The following is a 16,721-nucleotide window of genomic DNA, read 5'->3' as shown; positions in this document are numbered from 1 at the left end:
CACTATTGATGTCGCCCCTGTTAGCGCAGGCCAAATTACCCGTAGTTGCCAGTTTCAGTATCGTGGCCGATGTGGCGCGCGAAGTGGGTGGCGACCGCGTCGACGTCGTGTCGCTCGTGGCGCCTGATCAGGATGCCCACGTTTTCCAGCCGGCACCGGCCGATGTCAAGAAGTTGGCCGCAGCCAAGGTATTTGTTGTGAATGGCCTGGGTTTTGAGGGCTGGATGACGCGTTTGAGCAAGTCTGCCGGCTTCAAAGGGATGACGGTGACCGCCGCTGCCAAAGTCAAGCCGCTGGCCATGCCTGAGCACGACGAACACGGTCGCAAAGGCCATGATCATGGGCATGGGCACGATCACGGCAAGGTGGACCCGCATGCCTGGCATAACCCGCAGAACGTGGCCTTGTACGCTGATGCCATGGCTGAGGGCTTTACCAAGGCCGACCCGGAGGGCGCAACGTATTATCGCCAGCGTGCCCAGGCTTACAAAGTAAAACTTGGCGAGCTGGATAGTTGGGCGGCCAAGAGCCTGGCAGCGGTGCCTGCAGAACGTCGCAAAGTGCTGACCTCGCATGATGCCTTTGCCTATCTGGGTGCTCGCTATAAAGTGCGCTTCATGGCACCGCAAGGTGTAAGCACCGACGCCGAGGCGTCAGCCAAGGGCGTGGCAGCGCTGATCCGCCAGGTTAAAAAAGAGAAGGTGACCGCCGTGTTCTTCGAGAACATGGCCGATCGTCGTCTGCTGGATCAGCTTAGCCGTGAGGCCGGGGTGAAAGTGGGGGGCAAGTTGTATTCCGATGCGCTGTCCGCCGACCCTGCGGCCAACAGCTATCTGCAGTTATTCCGCAGCAATGTTAACGCGCTGCTGGCATCCATGAACTAAACAGGCTCAGCAGGTGCCAGCCACCGATGCCGCATACGGCCAGTCCGGCAAGCAGCCGCACTGGCCGTTGTTGTTTCAGGCGTTGCAAATGGCTGGCAAAACTGCCCATCAACAGCAGGTTGGGTAGGGTGCCCAGGCCAAAACTCAGCATCACCAAGGCGCCATCAGCTGCCGACTGCGACGCCAGTGCCGACAGGCTGGCGGTATACACCAGGCCGCAGGGTACCCAGCCCCACACCGCGCCCACCGCTATGCTGTGCAGCGGATGGCGTACTGGTAGAAAGCGCCGCGTCAGTGGTTGCAGTCGCTGCCATAGCGGCACGCCCAGTTTCTCGATGCGGCCAACCATATTCGATAGCCCGGCCAGGTACAGCCCCAGCAGGATCAGCAGCATATTGGCCAGCACAAACAGGCTTTGCTGCAGTGGCAGATAGCTGGTTTGTGCGAGGCCCCAGTGGCTAAGCCCGCCCAGTAAAGCGCCGATCAGCACATAGCTGGCGAGGCGTCCCAGGTTGTAACCCACCAGCAGCAAAGGGCGGCTGCCGTTGCCGGTGAGCGATATGGCCGTGACGATGCCACCACACATGCCAAGGCAATGTACGCCGCCCAGCAGGCCGGTAAGAAACAGGGATATCAGGCTGATTTCCAGCATATCGTTAAAAACAGTTCTAAAACGTAACAGGGATTGTAGCAGTCTTATTAACCAGAACCTTCCATTTTTGCGGTTAATACTCTAATTGACTATTATAAATGACTAGCAATGACATTATGATTATCTGTATTGAAATACTTGCAAAATCATGGTGATAGTCCATCTTTAGTACTAGAAAATCTCGACATTTAGTCACAAAATGAACCCCTTTCCGTGATTGGGGATGTTGTCGATGTGGAGACGTACAAGCACGGTCAATAAGTCAAAAAGCCGTGTGACGAGGGTGGGGAGGTAATAAATGAGCAAGTACATTATCGTAGAACGGCTGGGACAGTGTGCCATTGTTACCATCAATAATCCTTCGTCCAATGCTTGGACGCTGGAGTCGTTGAAGGCACTGAGCGCGGCCATGGAAACCCTGGATGCCGACAGCGCCGTGCGCAGTGTGGTGCTGACCGGTGCCGGCGACCAGTACTTTTCTGCCGGTATCGACATGAATCTGCTGGCCAAGGCCAGCCGTGAGCAGGCGGCACGCATCGTCGACGCGATGGCGCTTGCCTATAACAGCATACGCCAGTTTCGAGGCGTTACCGTGGCTGCGCTTAATGGCCTGGCACTGGGGAGCGGCTTGGAATGTGCCTTGGCTTGTGACTACATTGTCATCGAGCGAGGTGCCAAGCTCGGCATGCCGGAGGCTGTCGCCGGGCTGACGCCTGCAGCGGGTGGTACCAAAGCCTTAACCGACCGCGTCGGCGTGCCGTGGGCCAAGCGCATCATACTGGGTGGAGAGCTGGTGGACGCAGATACCGCGCTACGCATCGGCTTGGCCGAGCAAGTAGTTGATAGCGGCTTTGCCAAGATTGTTGCCATCAGTCTGGCGGGCAAGGTTGCCAACCAGTCGCGTAGTGCGGTGTTGGCGGCTCGGCGTCTGATTGAAGTCAGTCAGCAAACCACCCTGGATCGCCAGCTACTGCTGGAACGGGCAGCTTTTCTGGAGCTGATGGAAGGTGATGAGCAGCGCGAGGGCGTGGCTGCGTTACTGGCCCAGCGCAAGCCTGCTTGGCAGGACGATAACGACGACTAGGTCTTGGTGTTGTCGCTAAAGTTAAAAGCCCGCTTGCTTGGCAAGCGGGCTTTGCTTTGTAGACAGCAAGGCTGCCGGTTCAGGTATTTCAGGTGCAGCGGCGCGGTATGTTGGTACTTTGGCAAGCGCTTGGGCCGCAGCCTGAAACGCAGATGCCAGCTGCAGTCAGCTGGCATCTGCCTGTGCCTTACGGCTGTACCTTGGCTTTGGCTTTCAGGTCTTTGATCAGTGTCTCGATGCGTTCGGACTGGATGCGCTGTTCCAGCTGCGGGCGCAGGGCATCAACCGGCGGCGCGGCTTCCACTTTTACGTCGTCCAGCTTGATGATGTGGAACCCGAACTGGGTTTTGACCGGTTTGGCGGTAACCTGGCCTTTGGCCAGCTTCACCATGGCTTCGGAGAACGGTGCCACGAAAGTAGCCGGCTCGTTCCAGCCCAGGTCACCACCATTGGCTTTGCTACCCGGATCGTTAGACTTTTCCTTGGCCAGCTGCTCGAATGGCTTGCCTTTTTTCAGCGAAGCCAGCAGCGCCTGTGCTTCGGCTTCGGTTTTCACCAGAATGTGACGTGCCTTGTAGCTTTTCTTTTCCGGGAATTCGGCTTTTACCTTCTCGTACTCGGCCTTGATCTGGGCGTCGGTAATCGGGTTGGTGCGAACGTATTCCTTGATATAGCGGTTGGCTAGTGCCATCGCCTGGGCGTTTTCCATTTCGGCCTGGAAGTCAGCAGACTTGTCCATGCCTTTCTTGACAGCTTCCTGGCGCAGGATTTCAGCAGTGATCAGCTGGTCGGTGATCATCTCTTTCATTTGCGGGTTGGCTGGCTGGCCTTGGGCTTCCATCATGCGCACGATGGCATCGATGCGCTGCTGGCTAATGGCAACGCCGTTAACGGAGGGTGTGGCAACAGCGACAGTACCCACGGTCAGCAGGGCAGCGGCGATCAGGGTTTGCTTGAAGCGAATTTTCATCAGAATGTTCCGGTCGGGTTACTGGATGGTGGCCTTCTGGCGCAGGTCGAGTACTGCGTCACGGATAGCCTTTTCCTGAAGTTCCTGCGCAATGCGCGCCTTGACCGCTTCTAGCGGTGCCGGTTGGGCAGCACGGATGTCTTCAACTTTGAAAATGTGCCAGCCCAGCTGCGATTGCAGCGGCTTGGCGCTGATCTGTCCTTTCGGAATGGCTTTCAGCGCTTCGGCTAATGGTGGCTCCATGGCCGCCAAGTTACCCCAGCCCATGTCGCCGCCACGTGCTTTGCTGGCGTTATCCAGTGATTGGGTCTTGGCCATCTGGTCAAACTTGGCACCCTTCTTCAGCGCGGCGATGGCTTTGTTGGCAGCATCTTCGCTGGGCAGTACGATTTGACGGACGGATACCTCGTTGACGCCTTTGAACTGTGCACTGTAGCGGTCGTATTCTGCCTTGATATCAGCGTCGCTCACCGGGCGATTTTTGGCGGCAGCCTCAAAGAATGCTTGTTGCAGCAGCTCTTTGCGCGCCTCTTCCAGGCGTTGGGTGAAGTTGGCAGCCTTGTCCAGGCCAGCTTTCTGTGCGGCTTGCAACACCAGTTCGCGGTTGATCAGGCGCTGGCGCACGTCTTCGCGCAGAGCCGGGGTGTCTTGCACGCGGCCACCGTTGGCGGACAAAATTTGGCTTACCGCTTGGTCGAGTACGCTCTGATCAATAGCAGTGCCATTAACAGTAGCGATGGGTGCGGCCATGGCGCCATGGGTTGCCGCCAGCAGCAGGGCTGCGGCCAACGTTTTGTGAAGTGTGTTCATGAGTTTAGAATTCGTCCGGTGTAAAGGTGCGCATGGCAAGGGCATGGATGCCTTGCTGCATCAGGTCGCCCAGTGCTTCGTAAACCATGCGTTGTCGCTGTATGCGGGTTTTGCCGGCAAAGGCGGTCGAAACGATAACGACATCAAAATGACTGCCATCACGGGCACCGGCATGCCCGGCATGGGCGGCGCTATCGTCATGAATGTCCAGGTGGCTGGGGGCAAGCACCGACAGCCGCTGGCGGATGCTGTCGCTCAAACTCATGCTGGTAGCACTTTGCGGAAGGGCTTAACGGCGACGCTGGCGTAGACGCCTGCAGCGACGTAGGGGTCGGCATCCGCCCAAGTCTGCGCCTGTTCCAAGCTTGCAAACTCGGCCACGATAAGGCTACCGCTGAAGCCAGCCGATCCAGGGTCGATGCTGTCTATGGCGGGGAAGGGGCCGGCCAGTACCAGCCGGCCTTCGGCTTGCAGGGCTTGCAGCCGCTCAAGGTGAGCCGGGCGGGCGGCCAGGCGCTTGTCCAGCGACCCGGCTACATCTTGGCCGGTGATGGCGTACAGCATCAATGGGTCTCCTCGATATACTTTGACAGATAGATACTTTGGGCCACTACAAAAGCAATCATCAGGCCGAAACCGCCGAACAGCTTGAAGTTGACCCATATTGCCTCGCTAAAACGGTAGGCAACAAACAGGTTGATGGCGCCCAAGGCGGCAAAAAAAGCTGCCCAGGCGTAATTCAGTCGTGCCCATACCGCTTCGGGTAGCGACAGCTGGCTACCCATCAGAGTTTTCATGCCAAACCTGCCGCTGAACTGACCGGCAAGCAGACCGCCGCCCATCAGCCAGTACAATACGGTGGGTTTCCACATGATGAAGTGCTTGTCGTGCAATAGCAGGGTGGCACCACCCATGACGACGATCAGACCCAAGCTTACCCATTGCATGGTTTCTACTTTGCGGTAGCGAAGCCAGGTGAGCAATACCATGGCGATAGTGGCCGCAATGGCAATGCCGGTAGCAAGAAACATGTCCTTGGTAAGCCAGTAGCAGGCAAAAAACAGCAGGACCGGGAACAGGTCGGATAAGAATTTCATGTGCAGAATTATGGGGGCAGGGGGCATGCAAAACAAGTGTGACAGCGCCGGTCCGGCTTTGTTCAAATCAGCATGCACCTGGTGGCTGCAGCAGCGGCAAGGACTATGTGCGGCATTTAGGTCACACTTTGCGCGTATCTTGCCCCGGGTATCCACATTGAAGCCTCTGAATGCCAACACAATTTTTCACTGGCTAGGCTACCAAAGTGATTCCGGGGGCCAAAACCGGGTGCAAAGCGATGGCTGCGCGTTATCATGACGTATTGTGTTCTATGAATGTCATCGCGCCGGAGACTGAATGATGGCCCACGAAAAGTACCGCCTGGTTACACGAAGCGATTTTGATGGTTTGGTTTGTGCTGTCTTGTTGAACGAGCTGGATCTGATAGACGAGATCAAGTTTGTCCACCCCAAGGACATGCAAGATGGCAAGGTTGATATCAGTGATCGTGACATCACGACCAATCTGCCTTATGTGCCTGGTGCGCATTTGGCATTTGATCACCATTTTTCCGAAACACTGCGCAACGAAGGCGGGCGCAGTAACCATGTGATTGACCCCGACGCGCCTTCTGCGGCACGTGTGGTGTACAACTATTACGGTGGCAAAGCGCGGTTTCCCGATGTGGCCGAGGACATGATGGCTGCGGTGGACAAGGCAGATGCCGCGCAGTTTACCCAGGATGAAATCCTGAATCCGCGTGGCTGGGTATTGCTCAATTACCTGATGGATGCCCGTACCGGTCTGGGCCGCTTCCGTGAATTCCGCATCAGCAATTACACCCTGATGATGGATCTGATCAAGTACTGCCGTCATCACAGCATTGATGAGATTCTGGCTTTGCCAGATGTAAAAGAGCGTGTAGATCTGTACTTCGAGCACGAGGCCAAAGCCCGCGAACAGATCGAACGCTGCGCCACCGTGCACGGCAATCTGGTCGTGCTGGACTTGCGCGAAGAAGACCTTATCCACCCGATCAACCGCTTTGCCATCTATGCCATGTACCCGCAGACCAATATCTCTATCCACGTGCTGTGGGGTCTGAACCGCCAGAACACGGTGTTTGCCACGGGTAAGTCCATTATCGACCGCAGTAGCAAGACCAATGTCGGTGCGCTGATGCTGGAGTACGGCGGGGGCGGTCACGAGGCTGCCGGTACCTGCCAGGTGGAAAACGAGCAGGCCATGGCGGTACTGGACGCGCTGATCAAGCGCATCAATGCGGATGGTTGAGCAAGTCCGCCAGTAATGCTTGAGCGGCCAACAGGTCCTGGCATACCGCCAGGGCCTGTTTTGCTATCTGCGGGGGTGCTGGTGCCATGTCCGGCACGATGATCACCCTCATGCCGGCTGCCAGCGCGGCTTGTGCGCCGTAAGGCGAATCCTCCAGCACAATACACGCTGTTGGTGGCACTTCTAGCAACGCTGCTGCTTTCAGGTAGACATCTGGCGCTGGTTTGCTGTGTGCGACTTCGTCCCCGCACACGCTGTGACGGAAATAGGGCGCCAGCCCGCTGCGTGATAGCTTGATATCGGCCAGCTGGCGCTGGGTGGCCGTAGCCACGGCACGCGGTACCTGCCGGGCCTCGCACCATTGCAGTAGTGACTCGATGCCGGGTTTGAGCGGGATGGGCGCTTCGTACAAGGCGCGGTGATAAAGTTGACGTGCCGCCTGCAGCAGATCGCGGGTATCGAGGGCGGGGAGTACTTGTTGCAGGTAGTCGGCGCAGCGGTCGCTGGCAAGGCCTACCATGCCTGCCAATACGGTTTCTGGCAGCGTGATGCCCAACTTTTCCCCTGCCTGCCGCCAGGCTTGTGCCGACAGTGCTTCGGTATCGATCATCAGGCCGTCCATATCGAACAGCAGTGCAGCAAACGCCTGATTGTGCATGGCATCATCCTTTGTTGGAGGGCGTTCAGCATACTGCAGGCGTGTTACCTTGTGTATCGCGAATCAACAAGAAGAGCGGAGAGCTTGTATGGCGTATTCGATATTGGTTGCCAATCCTAAAGGGGGGAGCGGCAAGTCGACTTTTTCCACCAATCTGGCTGGTTTCTATGCTGCGCAAGGCACCCGCATCATGCTGGGCGATGTGGATCGGCAGCAGTCATCCCTGTCTTGGCTGGCGTGTCGCGATCAGTCGCTGCCGCCGATATCGGGCTGGAAAGTGGTTGCCGGCGAACCCGCACGCCCGCCAAAGGGCACTCAGGTCATCGTGCTGGATAGCCCAGCTGGCTTGCGCGGCAAGAAGCTAGCCAGTTTGGTGGCGCAGGTAGATCGCGTGATCGTACCAATACAGCCATCACCATTCGATATCTGGGCCAGTCGTGACTTTTTCGAGGTGTTGCTGCAAGAGAAGGCTGTGCGCAAGCAGAAGGCTTTTGTCGGTGTCGTTGGCATGCGCATCGACCCGCGTACCAAGTCGGCGCGTGATCTGCAGCAGTTTCTGGACGGCTTGGATGTGCCGGTGATCGGTCACGTGCGCAGCAGTCAGTTGTATGTACAAGCTGCGGCGCAGGGCATGACCCTGTTCGATCTGCCCGCATCGCGTACCCAGCGTGAGCGTGATGCGTGGCAAAGCATTCTGGCGTGGCTGGATAATTAAGCTGGTAGATTGTGCGATAATGGTTGACAGTAATAAATCGGTGCTGTACATTTGAATCGTTTGTGCGCGCCTTTCGTCGACTTGATGTCGAAAGCAAGCGCAGGGATAAATGCAAGCGGAAGCCAGTGGCTTCCGCTTTTATTTTTGGGGCCCCCAGTTTTATGTCGCTATCCGGAACGGCGGCATGCCAACCCCATTAATGGAGCGCATCATGCACAAAACCGAATTGAATTATGGCGACGTTTATCTGGTGCCTAAAAAGACCATTGTCGATAGCCGTAAAGAATGCGATACCTCGGTGCAGTTTGGCCCGCGTCGTTTCGACATGCCGCTGTACGCGTCCAATATGAAAAGCGTGGTGGATGCTGAAACCTGCGAGTATTTTGCGCGCCGTGGCTGGTTTTACACCATGCACCGTTTTAATGTCGACACGGTAGCTTTTGTAGCAGACATGCAGCAAAAAGGTTTGTTTGCATCGATCAGCATTGGTGTCAATGACGATACGCTGCAACAGTTGGCCGCACTGAAGGCTGCCGGCCTGACGCCAGAGTACATCACGCTAGATATTGCTAACGCTTGGTGTGTGAAAGCTGAGCGCATGATCAAGCACGTCAAGGCCGAGTTTCCGGATAGCTTCCTGATCGGCGGCAATATTGCCACCGCTGAAGCGGCGCGCGATCTGGAAGCCTGGGGCTGCGACGCCATCAAGGCCGGCATTGCCGGTGGCCGTGTCTGCATTACCAAGAACAAGACCGGCTTCCACCGCCCCATGGTGTCCACGGTGCGTGATTGCGCCGCTGTGGTGAAGGTGCCGGTGATCGCTGACGGTGGCATTGTCGAGCACGGTGACGTGGCCAAGGCACTCGCCTGCGGTGCCAGCATGGTGATGGCTGGCTCGCTGTTTGCCGGCTATGACGAGTCTGCTGGTGAAATTGTTGAAATCAACGGCAAGCATTTCAAGAAATATTTCGGTAGTGCCTCGCAATTCAACAAGGGCGAATACAAGAACGTGGAAGGTAAAAAGATTCTGGTTGAATACAAAGGCAGTATGGGCCGAGTGCTGCTGGAGCTGAAAGAAGATTTGCAGTCCTCCATCAGTTACGCCGGTGGCAAGGATATTGCTGCCTTGCGTGATGTGGAAATGATTGTCGTCGCACGTTAAGCCGCTGTGCGGCCAACTTGTGGCTTGGCTGCACGCCATGCAAAAGCCCACTGCCTTCAAGGTGGTGGGCTTTTCTTATTGGGCTGTTGCGGCGAAAATCAGGCTCGGGTGTGAATGAATTCGCTCTTGAAATAATAACCTTGTACCCAGTCGACACCTAATTCTCGTGCCAGTGCCAGATCTGCGGCAGTTTCAATACCTTCCAGTATTGTTGTGCGCTTTTCTTGGCGAGCATAATCGAGCAGCATGCACAACATGCGCTTTTGTGCCGGTTGGTGCATGGCGCGAAGCCAAGCACGGTCAAACTTGAAGATGTCCACGCTGCACAGAATTGGCAACGACAGCATGGTGCCGTTACCACCGATATCGTCAAGCGCCGTCTTGATGCCCATGCCGGCAAGGCAAGACGCCAGCCACAGGCTGCGTCTGGCTTCCTGAATGCTTGCATTCTCGATAATCTCGACCACCATTCTATTAGGCTGATCCAGCAAGCGTAGTACCGGGTGTTGCTCCGGCGAGGCTTCGTTGTCGATCACGTCCGGGTCCAGGTTCAAGAACAGCAGGCCATCAGCCGGTGCGTTGGCAATCTGCCAGCGTTTGCTAAGCTGCTCGGCTTGAACCAGCGTGATGGGGGAGGCGTGCAGCGCTGCGAATACGTCTTGCGGGGCGACTGCTTGTTGCTTGTCATCGTAAAACCTGGCCAAGGCCTCATGTCCAACCGTTTGTAGCGTATGGACATGCTTGATGGGTTGGTATTCTGCGCCAATGCGCTGCTGTTCGAGGATGTCCAGCAGGGTATGGGTGCTGATAGGGTGTGCTTGGTGGTTCATTTAATTTGATAGTGATTCTTGTTCTTGAAATGTACTGCTTTTCTTTGATCCTGGGAAGTCAGTATCAATATAATCAACTCTTATTTCATTAGCGTTTGCTTATGAATGCTAGAATCTGCCGACGACACAACGCGAGCCTGACATGAAGATCAACAACCCGGTCACCCAGAATGAGCTGTTTCTTGACCCTCAGCGCCCGATTGTCACCAAGACAGATCTGAAGGGTGCGATTACGTATGCCAATCGCGCCTTCATTGAAATCAGTGGCTTTGAGGAGCACGAATTATTGGGCGCCAACCATAACATCGTGCGCCATCCTGATATGCCGCCGCAGGCATTTGCCGATTTGTGGGATACCGTCAAGGCTGGCAAACCTTGGCGTGGCCTGGTCAAGAATCGCGCCAAGAACGGTGACTTCTATTGGGTGGAGGCTTATGTGACTCCGATCCGGGTACAAGGGCAGCTGCAAGGTTATATCTCGGTACGAAGCGCGCCACAGCGTGCCGACGTGGCAGCTGCCGAGACCTTGTACCAGCGTGTGCGTGCCGGCCAGGCGCGTCTGCCATCTACGCTACAGGCGTATGCCGCACGCAAAGACAGTGGCCGTATTGGTTTTGCCTTGACTGGCGTGTTTGTCGGCGTGCTGTTCGCTGGGGGCGCGGTGCCTGGACTGGAGGATGGCTGGCGTTTGTTGCTGGCCGTGCTTGGCGTGGCAGGCCTGGGGCTCACTTCCTTCTGGTGGCGTCGTAGCGAGGCGCAGGGTCAGGCACTCATTCACCGTGGTCTGCGTGCCCTGGGCGAAGGCCGGCTGGATCAGCCGCTGCGTGCCGAGCTGGGGGGGCAGATCGGCCGCATGACCGATAGCCTGGAGGCATTGCGCTTGCAATTGCGCGCGTTGGTGGCGGATACCTTGGCTGCCAGTGCAGATACCCATCAGCAGGCTGCCCGTTTGGGTGAAGAGATGGCCGGGCTGGTAGGCCGTGCTCATGAGCAGGGTAGTGGTCTGAACCATATCAGCAGCTCGATGATGGCGATCAGCGAAACGGTTGGCCGCATTGTGGCCATGACCGATCAGTGTGTGGAAGGCGCTGAGGCCACCCGCCGTGCTGCGACAGATGGCGAAGGCGTGATGAAGCTGGCGGAGCAGGCTGCAGGGCAGGCGGTGCAAGTTGTTAGCGATTCGAAAAACCAGCTCGGAGAGTTGTCGGCGGCGATTGCGCAGATCAAGGGCATGACCGACCTGATTCACGAAATTGCCGACCAGACCAATCTGCTGGCGCTGAATGCGGCCATCGAATCGGCACGAGCCGGCGAGACCGGGCGAGGCTTTGCCGTTGTGGCCGACGAGGTGCGCAAGCTGGCTGAGCGTACTGCACAAACCACCGAGCGCATCACGGCACTGGTGCAGGATATTGTCAGCATTACGGATAGCGTGGCGGGCAAGATGGATTTGTCAGCAGCCGAGGTTGGCCGCGTCAGTGACGAGATCCGCCAGTCCGCCAGCCACTTGCAAAGCCTGCTGCGGGTGGCAGACGAAGCGCGTGACTTTGCGCTGGGTTTGTCGTCGCAAATGAATAGCCAGTCGGCGTCGGTACACCATGTGGCGGCGTCGGTGGAGCAGTTGGCCGCATTAGGTGAACAGAACGTCAATTCGGCGCGTTTTGTGCACGCTAGCGCACAAAAGCTGGAAGACACTGCCAGCGACATGGACAAGCTCACCCGCGATTTCCGGCGGGAAGGCTGATCCAGCGTGCAGTGCTCAACAAAAACGGCGCCGATAGGCGCCGTTTTTTCGGCCAGTGGCTGTTTACAAGTGCAAGGCCCCGATCAGATCGGCTTCCAGTGCCAGCAAGGCCTTGTCATCGGATAGCCGAGGCGATGATAGCAGGAAGGAGTCCTCGACCCGACCGCCTAGCGTCATGATCTTGGCGGAATCCACGCTGACCTGATAGTCGGACAGTACTTTGGCAATGCGTGCCAGCAGACCGGGGTTGTCGCCTGCCACGATGGACAGCACAAAGTGCTTGCCCTTGTCGTCGGGGCGGATCAGCACCTGTGGCTTTACCGGGAAGTTTTTCTGGTGGCGATTAAGCCGGCCTTTGGCGGGCAGGCTGATCGGATCTTGCCGCTGCAGGGTGGCGGCCAGTTCGAACTCGATGAAGTTGATCAGGTCGCGGTAGTTGCCCTCGTGGTGCTCTGGCAGGAATACATGGAAGGTATCCAGTGCGTAGCCATGGCGCGTGGTGTAGATCTTGGCGTCAGCAATGCTGTAGTTATGACGACCCAGGAATGCGCACAGGCGGGCAAACAAATCCGGCTGATCCGGCGTATAGACCAGTAGCTGCAGGCCTTCTTTGTCTTCCGATAGCCGGGCACGGACCACCGGTTCCTGGGTGTCGACCAGGCGCGCCAGCATGCGCGTGTGCCAGGCGATTTCTTTGGCTTCATGGCGCAGAAAATAGACGGTTTCCAGTTTTTGCCAGAAAGCTTGTTCTGCACCTTGCGGCATGATGTGCAGCCGCATCAGGCGCAGCGCAGCCTGCTTGCGTTCTTCTAGCTCGGAGTTCACATCAATGTGGCCACCGCGCTTCAGTGCACGCTGGGTGGCGTAGAACAGGTCTTCCAGCAGCTTGGCTTTCCACGCATTCCATACCTTGGGGCTGGTGCCGCGGATGTCGGCTACCGTCAGGATGTACAGTGCGGCCAACCTTCTGGGGGTGCCGACCAGCTCGGCAAAGTACTGGATGGTGTCCGGGTCGTAGATGTCCTGCTTCTGTGCCACGCTGGACATGGTGAGGTGCTGTTGTACCAGCCAGACCACCAGTTCGCGGTCTTCGTCATTAATGCCGTGGTTATCGCAGAATTGTGCCGCGTCCGCCATGCCCAGTTCGGAGTGGTCGCCACCGCGGCCCTTGGCAATGTCATGCAGCAGGGCGGCCACGTATAGCAGCTCGGGGCGGTCGAACTCGTGTATCAGCCGTGATAGCAGCGGGTACTCATGGTTAAAGGCGGGGATGGCAAAACGGCGCAGGTTGCGTACTACCATCAGGATATGCTCGTCCACGGTGTAGACGTGGAACAGGTCGTGCTGCATCTGGCCCATGATGCGGCCGAAAGCCGGCAGGTACTTGCCCAGTACGCCGTACAGGTTCATGCGGCGCAGGGTGCGCGTCAGGCCACCGCCGGCGCGGAACAGCTGGATGAACAGCTCACGGTTAACCGGGTCGCGGCGGAAGCGGTCGTTGATCTGGCGGCGCGCGTGCCACAAACCGCGCAGCGTGCGCGGCGCCATGCCACCCAGCTCGTGCTGTTGCAGATGCAGGAAAGCACGCAGGATGGTGGAAGGTTCGCGCTCGAATACCTGGCTGTCGTAGATGCCCAGCAGACCGTTGACGCTATAGAAGTGTTCGTCCAGCTGTTGCGTAATACGCGGTACGTCACATACCAGCCGGGCACGCAGGTTGGGGAGCAGGATGCCGTTAAGCTGGCTGACATTCTTGGCCGATTTGTAAAAACGCTGCATCAGCTGCTCGCTGGCGCGCTTGGCCTTGTCGTCTTCCAGGCCGCTCATGGTAGCAACCTGTTGCTGAAGATCGAAAATCAGCCGGTCTTCACGGCGGCGGGCCGCCAGGTGCAGGTCAATGCGGATCTGCTCCAGCTGGCGCTCGCTGTAGTGGATCAGACGCGCTTCGGAGGCGGTCAGAATCTCGTTGGCCGCCAGGCTATCCCAATTCTGGCCAAGGCCAATGGCCTTACTGATCCACAGGATGGTGTGCAAGTCGCGCAGGCCGCCCGGGCTTTCCTTGACGTTGGGTTCCAGGTTGCTGGTGACGCCAAAATGTTTGTTGTGGCGTTGCTGTTGCTCCAGCAGTTTCCCTTCCAGAAAGCGTAGTGGGTCGCGGTGCTTTTCTACTGACTGGTTCAGCTGGTGGTATAGCGTGATATTGCCGGCAAGCAGGCGGTTTTCCAGCAAGGTGGTTTCCACCGTGATGTCCTGGCTGGCTTCGCTCATGCACTCTTTGATGGTGCGTACGCTATGGCCCACCTCCAGCCCGATGTCCCACATGACGCCGATAAAGTTTTCTACCGCGCCAGACAAATGATGCGAGGTGGCCTCTGGCAGCAATAGCAGCAAGTCGATATCGGAATGAGGGAAAAGTTGGCCGCGGCCATAGCCGCCGACTGCCAGCAGTGCGGCGCGTTGGCCCAAACCCAGTACTTCCCACACCGAGCGGATGGTGCTGTCCACCAGATGGCCGTGCTTGATCAGGTACTGGCGGGCGTTACGGTTCTGGCGGTACTCCTGTGCCAGAGCGTCACGGCCTTGTTGCAGGGTTTGCCGCCAGCGGCGGGTAAGCTGAACCTGATCCTGGTTACTCATCGTCTTTCCTGTCTGGCTATGGCAGTCAAGCCTGCCACCAGAAACAGCATGGTTGGCAGGGTGGCCGAAATAATCGGGTTCCAGTTATACAGCAAGCCTAAATGCCCAAACAGGCGGTTGCTGAAGTGGAACGCAATGCCCAGGCAGATGCCGGCAAACAGCTTGATACCCAGGTCGTTATGGCGGCCGGAAACCGGCGTAAACGCGAGCGCTACCATCACCATCGAAATGCACGCCAGCGGGTAGAACAGTTTGCTCCACAGGGCTATTTCGTAGCGTTGCGTCTTCTGATTATTGTTATGCAGGTGTTCGATATAAGTCATCAGGTCGAGCGCTGACATCTGCTCGGGCACCACCAGCAGTACCGACAGGATGTCCGGCTGAATGACCGAATGCCAGACCTGTTGGTTCAGCCGTTGTACCCTGACCTGGTCGGACAGGATTTCAGACTGTCTGACGCCGCTGAGCAGCCAGCTCTTGCTTTGCGGCTGATACTGCGCACGTTCTGCGTGCCGGCTCATCACCAGTCGGTAGTCTTGGTCGTAGGTATAAATGCGTACCCCAAGCAGTGTGTTGTCGGGCAGCATTTCACCAACGTTGATGAAGTGATTGTCGTCCTTCACCCACAGCCCGGAGCGGAATTCTTGGGCTACCAGTGAATGTGTAGCCTGAAGTTTTATTGTTTCGGCATTTTTTTCTGCCAGCGGTGCACCAAACTCGCCCAGCAGCAAGGCAAGAATGGCTGTGATGATGCCGAACAGCAGCTTGATGCGGGCAATCTGGCCCAGCGAGACGCCAGCTGTACGAATAGCGGTGTACTCCGAGGTACTGGACAGCTGCGACATGGCAACCATGGCACCAATCAACACCGCCAGTGGCATTAATTCATAAGCGTGGCCGGGTGCTTGCAACAAGGTATAGATCAGCAAAGTGCCGGAATCGAAGTTGCCTTTGCCGATATTGGGTAGCTCGCGAACGGCATCAAAGAAACCGTACAGGCCCAGCAGGCAAGCCAGGGTGAACAGGGTAGTGCTGGTGAAGCGGCCCAGCAGGTACTGGCGCAGCAAGCTCATGCGGCTTTCCTCCGCAGCAAACGTTTCATACGGATAAGCCAAGGTTCAGCAGGTCGGTTGCGATAGAAAAGCAGTGCAGCAGCCAAGCCCAGCATCAACAGGTGAGCCGGTGCGATGGCCAGCGCACTGCCCAGTTTGCCGCTGGCAATGCCGTCACGCAGCAGCCACAGCAGATTCTGGTACAGCAAGTAGGCCCCCAGCGCAAACACCAGGTTGTATGCATGGCCGGCACGGGGATTGAAGTAGCTGAGCGGCACCGCCAGCAAAGCCAGTACCAGTGCGCATATCGGCAGCGACAGCCGCCACGCCAATTCGGCCTTGTCTGCTGGGTCGCTGCTGCCCAGTAGCGCCAAGGTTGACCGTGTCTCGCTATTGACTTCCGGCTGCACCAGCCGGGCAACCTCCGTGACTTTGAGTGTGTAGCGCTCGAATTCGGCTACTTCAAAGGCGCCGGAGCCGGGCTCGCCGGTATAGCGGCGGCCGTTCTTCAGTATCAGTACCCGGTTACCATCCTTGTCGGTGCTCACTTGCCCCTCTCTGGCAAAGATGGACGATACCTCGCCGGCGCGCGTGGTTTGCACAAACACATTACGGGTGGCGCCGCTGAGAACCGAGTAGCTTTCGATGAAGTAAACGCGGTCGCTACTGCGCGATTCCTTGAATACGCCTGGTGCCAGCGCGGTCATTTCTTCGCGCTGCTTCAGTGTTTCGGCGTACTCCTTGCTGCGCTGCACGGCCCATGGTTCGACCACAGTCGTACCGACAGCAATCAATAGTGATAGTGGCAGGGCAAAGCGCAGTACTGGCCATAACCAGTCAGCCAGCGATTTGCCACTGGCCATCCAGACAGCCATTTCGTGCTCGCGCCACATGCGGGTCAGGGTGACAATGACGCTGACGAAGATGGTGAGAATCATCAGAACCGGAAAAAAACCGATTGACCAGAAACCCACCATGGCAAAAACGGCATCACTGGCAATGCGGCCTTGCGCGGCGCGGCCCAGTAAATTGATGGTCTGCGTGCTCAGCAGAATGGCGAACAAAATGAAAAAAACCCCGATACTGGTATAAGTCAGCTCGCGGGTAAGGCTTTTCTGAAAAAGCATAAAACAGGCCCGTTTTTGACAATTCGTCAAAAGGATAGTGATAATTGGAAAGGTTAACCTGAATG

Annotated in this window: 17 protein-coding genes; 6 read left to right on the top strand and 11 right to left on the bottom strand. The window is 57.2% G+C overall.

Features of this window, described 5'->3' with window-relative positions; all coding sequences use genetic code 11:
• Positions 1-8: 8 nt before the first annotated feature.
• Positions 9-884: a metal ABC transporter solute-binding protein, Zn/Mn family gene (locus tag ACK4FZ_RS02490; RefSeq protein WP_409818147.1), complete on the top strand. Its 876-nt coding sequence runs from the start codon at positions 9-11 to the stop codon at positions 882-884.
• On the opposite strand, the gene ACK4FZ_RS02485 is transcribed toward ACK4FZ_RS02490, so the two are convergent.
• Positions 856-1,536 (bottom strand): sulfite exporter TauE/SafE family protein, encoded by a 681-nt coding sequence (locus tag ACK4FZ_RS02485; protein WP_409818146.1) that lies wholly within the window; start codon positions 1,534-1,536, stop codon positions 856-858. The genes ACK4FZ_RS02490 and ACK4FZ_RS02485 overlap by 29 nt on opposite strands.
• Positions 1,537-1,834: 298 nt before the next feature.
• On the opposite strand from ACK4FZ_RS02485, the gene ACK4FZ_RS02480 reads away from it, so the two are divergent.
• Positions 1,835-2,620, top strand: coding sequence for an enoyl-CoA hydratase (locus tag ACK4FZ_RS02480; protein ID WP_409818145.1), 786 nt, complete (start codon positions 1,835-1,837; stop codon positions 2,618-2,620).
• Positions 2,621-2,807: 187 nt separating this feature from the next.
• Here ACK4FZ_RS02480 and ACK4FZ_RS02475 read toward each other — a convergent pair whose 3' ends face one another.
• The 5 genes from ACK4FZ_RS02475 to ACK4FZ_RS02455 are packed head-to-tail and all read right to left on the bottom strand — an operon-like array spanning position 2,808 to position 5,497.
• On the bottom strand, positions 2,808-3,590 hold the full coding sequence (locus ACK4FZ_RS02475; RefSeq protein ID WP_409818144.1) for a peptidylprolyl isomerase: 783 nt from the start codon (positions 3,588-3,590) through the stop codon (positions 2,808-2,810).
• Positions 3,591-3,608: 18 nt separating this feature from the next.
• Entirely contained in the window at positions 3,609-4,400 is a 792-nt protein-coding gene (locus tag ACK4FZ_RS02470; RefSeq protein ID WP_409818143.1) for a peptidyl-prolyl cis-trans isomerase, read from the bottom strand.
• A 4-nt stretch (positions 4,401-4,404) separates the two neighbouring features.
• Positions 4,405-4,665, bottom strand: a complete 261-nt coding sequence (locus ACK4FZ_RS02465; protein WP_409818142.1) for a BolA family protein — start codon at positions 4,663-4,665, stop codon at positions 4,405-4,407.
• Complete coding sequence (locus ACK4FZ_RS02460; RefSeq protein ID WP_409818141.1) at positions 4,662-4,964, bottom strand: YciI family protein; 303 nt, start codon at positions 4,962-4,964, stop codon at positions 4,662-4,664. The genes ACK4FZ_RS02465 and ACK4FZ_RS02460 overlap by 4 nt, the downstream gene beginning before the upstream one ends.
• Entirely contained in the window at positions 4,964-5,497 is a 534-nt protein-coding gene (locus tag ACK4FZ_RS02455) for a septation protein A (protein WP_409818174.1), read from the bottom strand. Before ACK4FZ_RS02455 ends, ACK4FZ_RS02460 begins: the two co-directional genes overlap by 1 nt.
• A 298-nt stretch (positions 5,498-5,795) precedes the next feature.
• Between ACK4FZ_RS02455 and ACK4FZ_RS02450 the strand changes: the two genes are divergently transcribed.
• Complete coding sequence (locus ACK4FZ_RS02450; protein WP_409818140.1) at positions 5,796-6,731, top strand: exopolyphosphatase; 936 nt, start codon at positions 5,796-5,798, stop codon at positions 6,729-6,731.
• On the opposite strand, the gene ACK4FZ_RS02445 is transcribed toward ACK4FZ_RS02450, so the two are convergent.
• Positions 6,715-7,389, bottom strand: coding sequence for an HAD family hydrolase (locus ACK4FZ_RS02445; RefSeq protein WP_409818139.1), 675 nt, complete (start codon positions 7,387-7,389; stop codon positions 6,715-6,717). The two genes, ACK4FZ_RS02450 and ACK4FZ_RS02445, sit on opposite strands and share 17 nt — an antisense overlap.
• Positions 7,390-7,477: 88 nt before the next feature.
• Between ACK4FZ_RS02445 and ACK4FZ_RS02440 the strand changes: the two genes are divergently transcribed.
• Positions 7,478-8,104 carry an AAA family ATPase gene (locus ACK4FZ_RS02440; RefSeq protein ID WP_409818138.1) on the top strand — a complete coding sequence of 209 codons (627 nt, stop codon included), beginning with the start codon at positions 7,478-7,480 and terminating at the stop codon, positions 8,102-8,104.
• Between the two features lie 211 nt (positions 8,105-8,315).
• Positions 8,316-9,266: a GMP reductase gene (locus ACK4FZ_RS02435; protein ID WP_409818137.1), complete on the top strand. Its 951-nt coding sequence runs from the start codon at positions 8,316-8,318 to the stop codon at positions 9,264-9,266.
• 98 nt (positions 9,267-9,364) lie between these two features.
• Here ACK4FZ_RS02435 and ACK4FZ_RS02430 read toward each other — a convergent pair whose 3' ends face one another.
• A complete protein-coding gene (locus tag ACK4FZ_RS02430; protein ID WP_409818136.1) occupies positions 9,365-10,096 on the bottom strand; it encodes an EAL domain-containing protein in 732 nt (243 codons plus the stop codon).
• Between the two features lie 142 nt (positions 10,097-10,238).
• Here ACK4FZ_RS02430 and ACK4FZ_RS02425 point away from each other — a divergent pair, with 142 nt between their 5' ends.
• A complete protein-coding gene (locus ACK4FZ_RS02425) occupies positions 10,239-11,840 on the top strand; it encodes a methyl-accepting chemotaxis protein (protein ID WP_409818135.1) in 1,602 nt (533 codons plus the stop codon).
• Between the two features lie 63 nt (positions 11,841-11,903).
• Here the strand turns inward: ACK4FZ_RS02425 and ACK4FZ_RS02420 are convergent, their stop codons facing one another.
• From ACK4FZ_RS02420 to lptF, 3 genes are read right to left on the bottom strand one after another with little or no spacing between them, the layout of a single operon-like run.
• Positions 11,904-14,477, bottom strand: coding sequence for a [protein-PII] uridylyltransferase (locus ACK4FZ_RS02420; RefSeq protein WP_409818134.1), 2,574 nt, complete (start codon positions 14,475-14,477; stop codon positions 11,904-11,906).
• Positions 14,474-15,550 carry an LPS export ABC transporter permease LptG gene (gene lptG, locus ACK4FZ_RS02415; RefSeq protein WP_409818133.1) on the bottom strand — a complete coding sequence of 359 codons (1,077 nt, stop codon included), beginning with the start codon at positions 15,548-15,550 and terminating at the stop codon, positions 14,474-14,476. Before lptG ends, ACK4FZ_RS02420 begins: the two co-directional genes overlap by 4 nt.
• Positions 15,547-16,656 carry an LPS export ABC transporter permease LptF gene (lptF, locus tag ACK4FZ_RS02410; RefSeq protein ID WP_409818132.1) on the bottom strand — a complete coding sequence of 370 codons (1,110 nt, stop codon included), beginning with the start codon at positions 16,654-16,656 and terminating at the stop codon, positions 15,547-15,549. The genes lptG and lptF overlap by 4 nt, the downstream gene beginning before the upstream one ends.
• Positions 16,657-16,721 lie beyond the last annotated feature (65 nt).

This window comes from Vogesella sp. (genome assembly GCF_046297735.1).
In the GTDB taxonomy this organism is placed as follows: Bacteria; Pseudomonadota; Gammaproteobacteria; order Burkholderiales; family Chromobacteriaceae; genus Vogesella; species Vogesella urethralis.
This window is presented reverse-complemented; position numbering and strand designations above follow the sequence as displayed.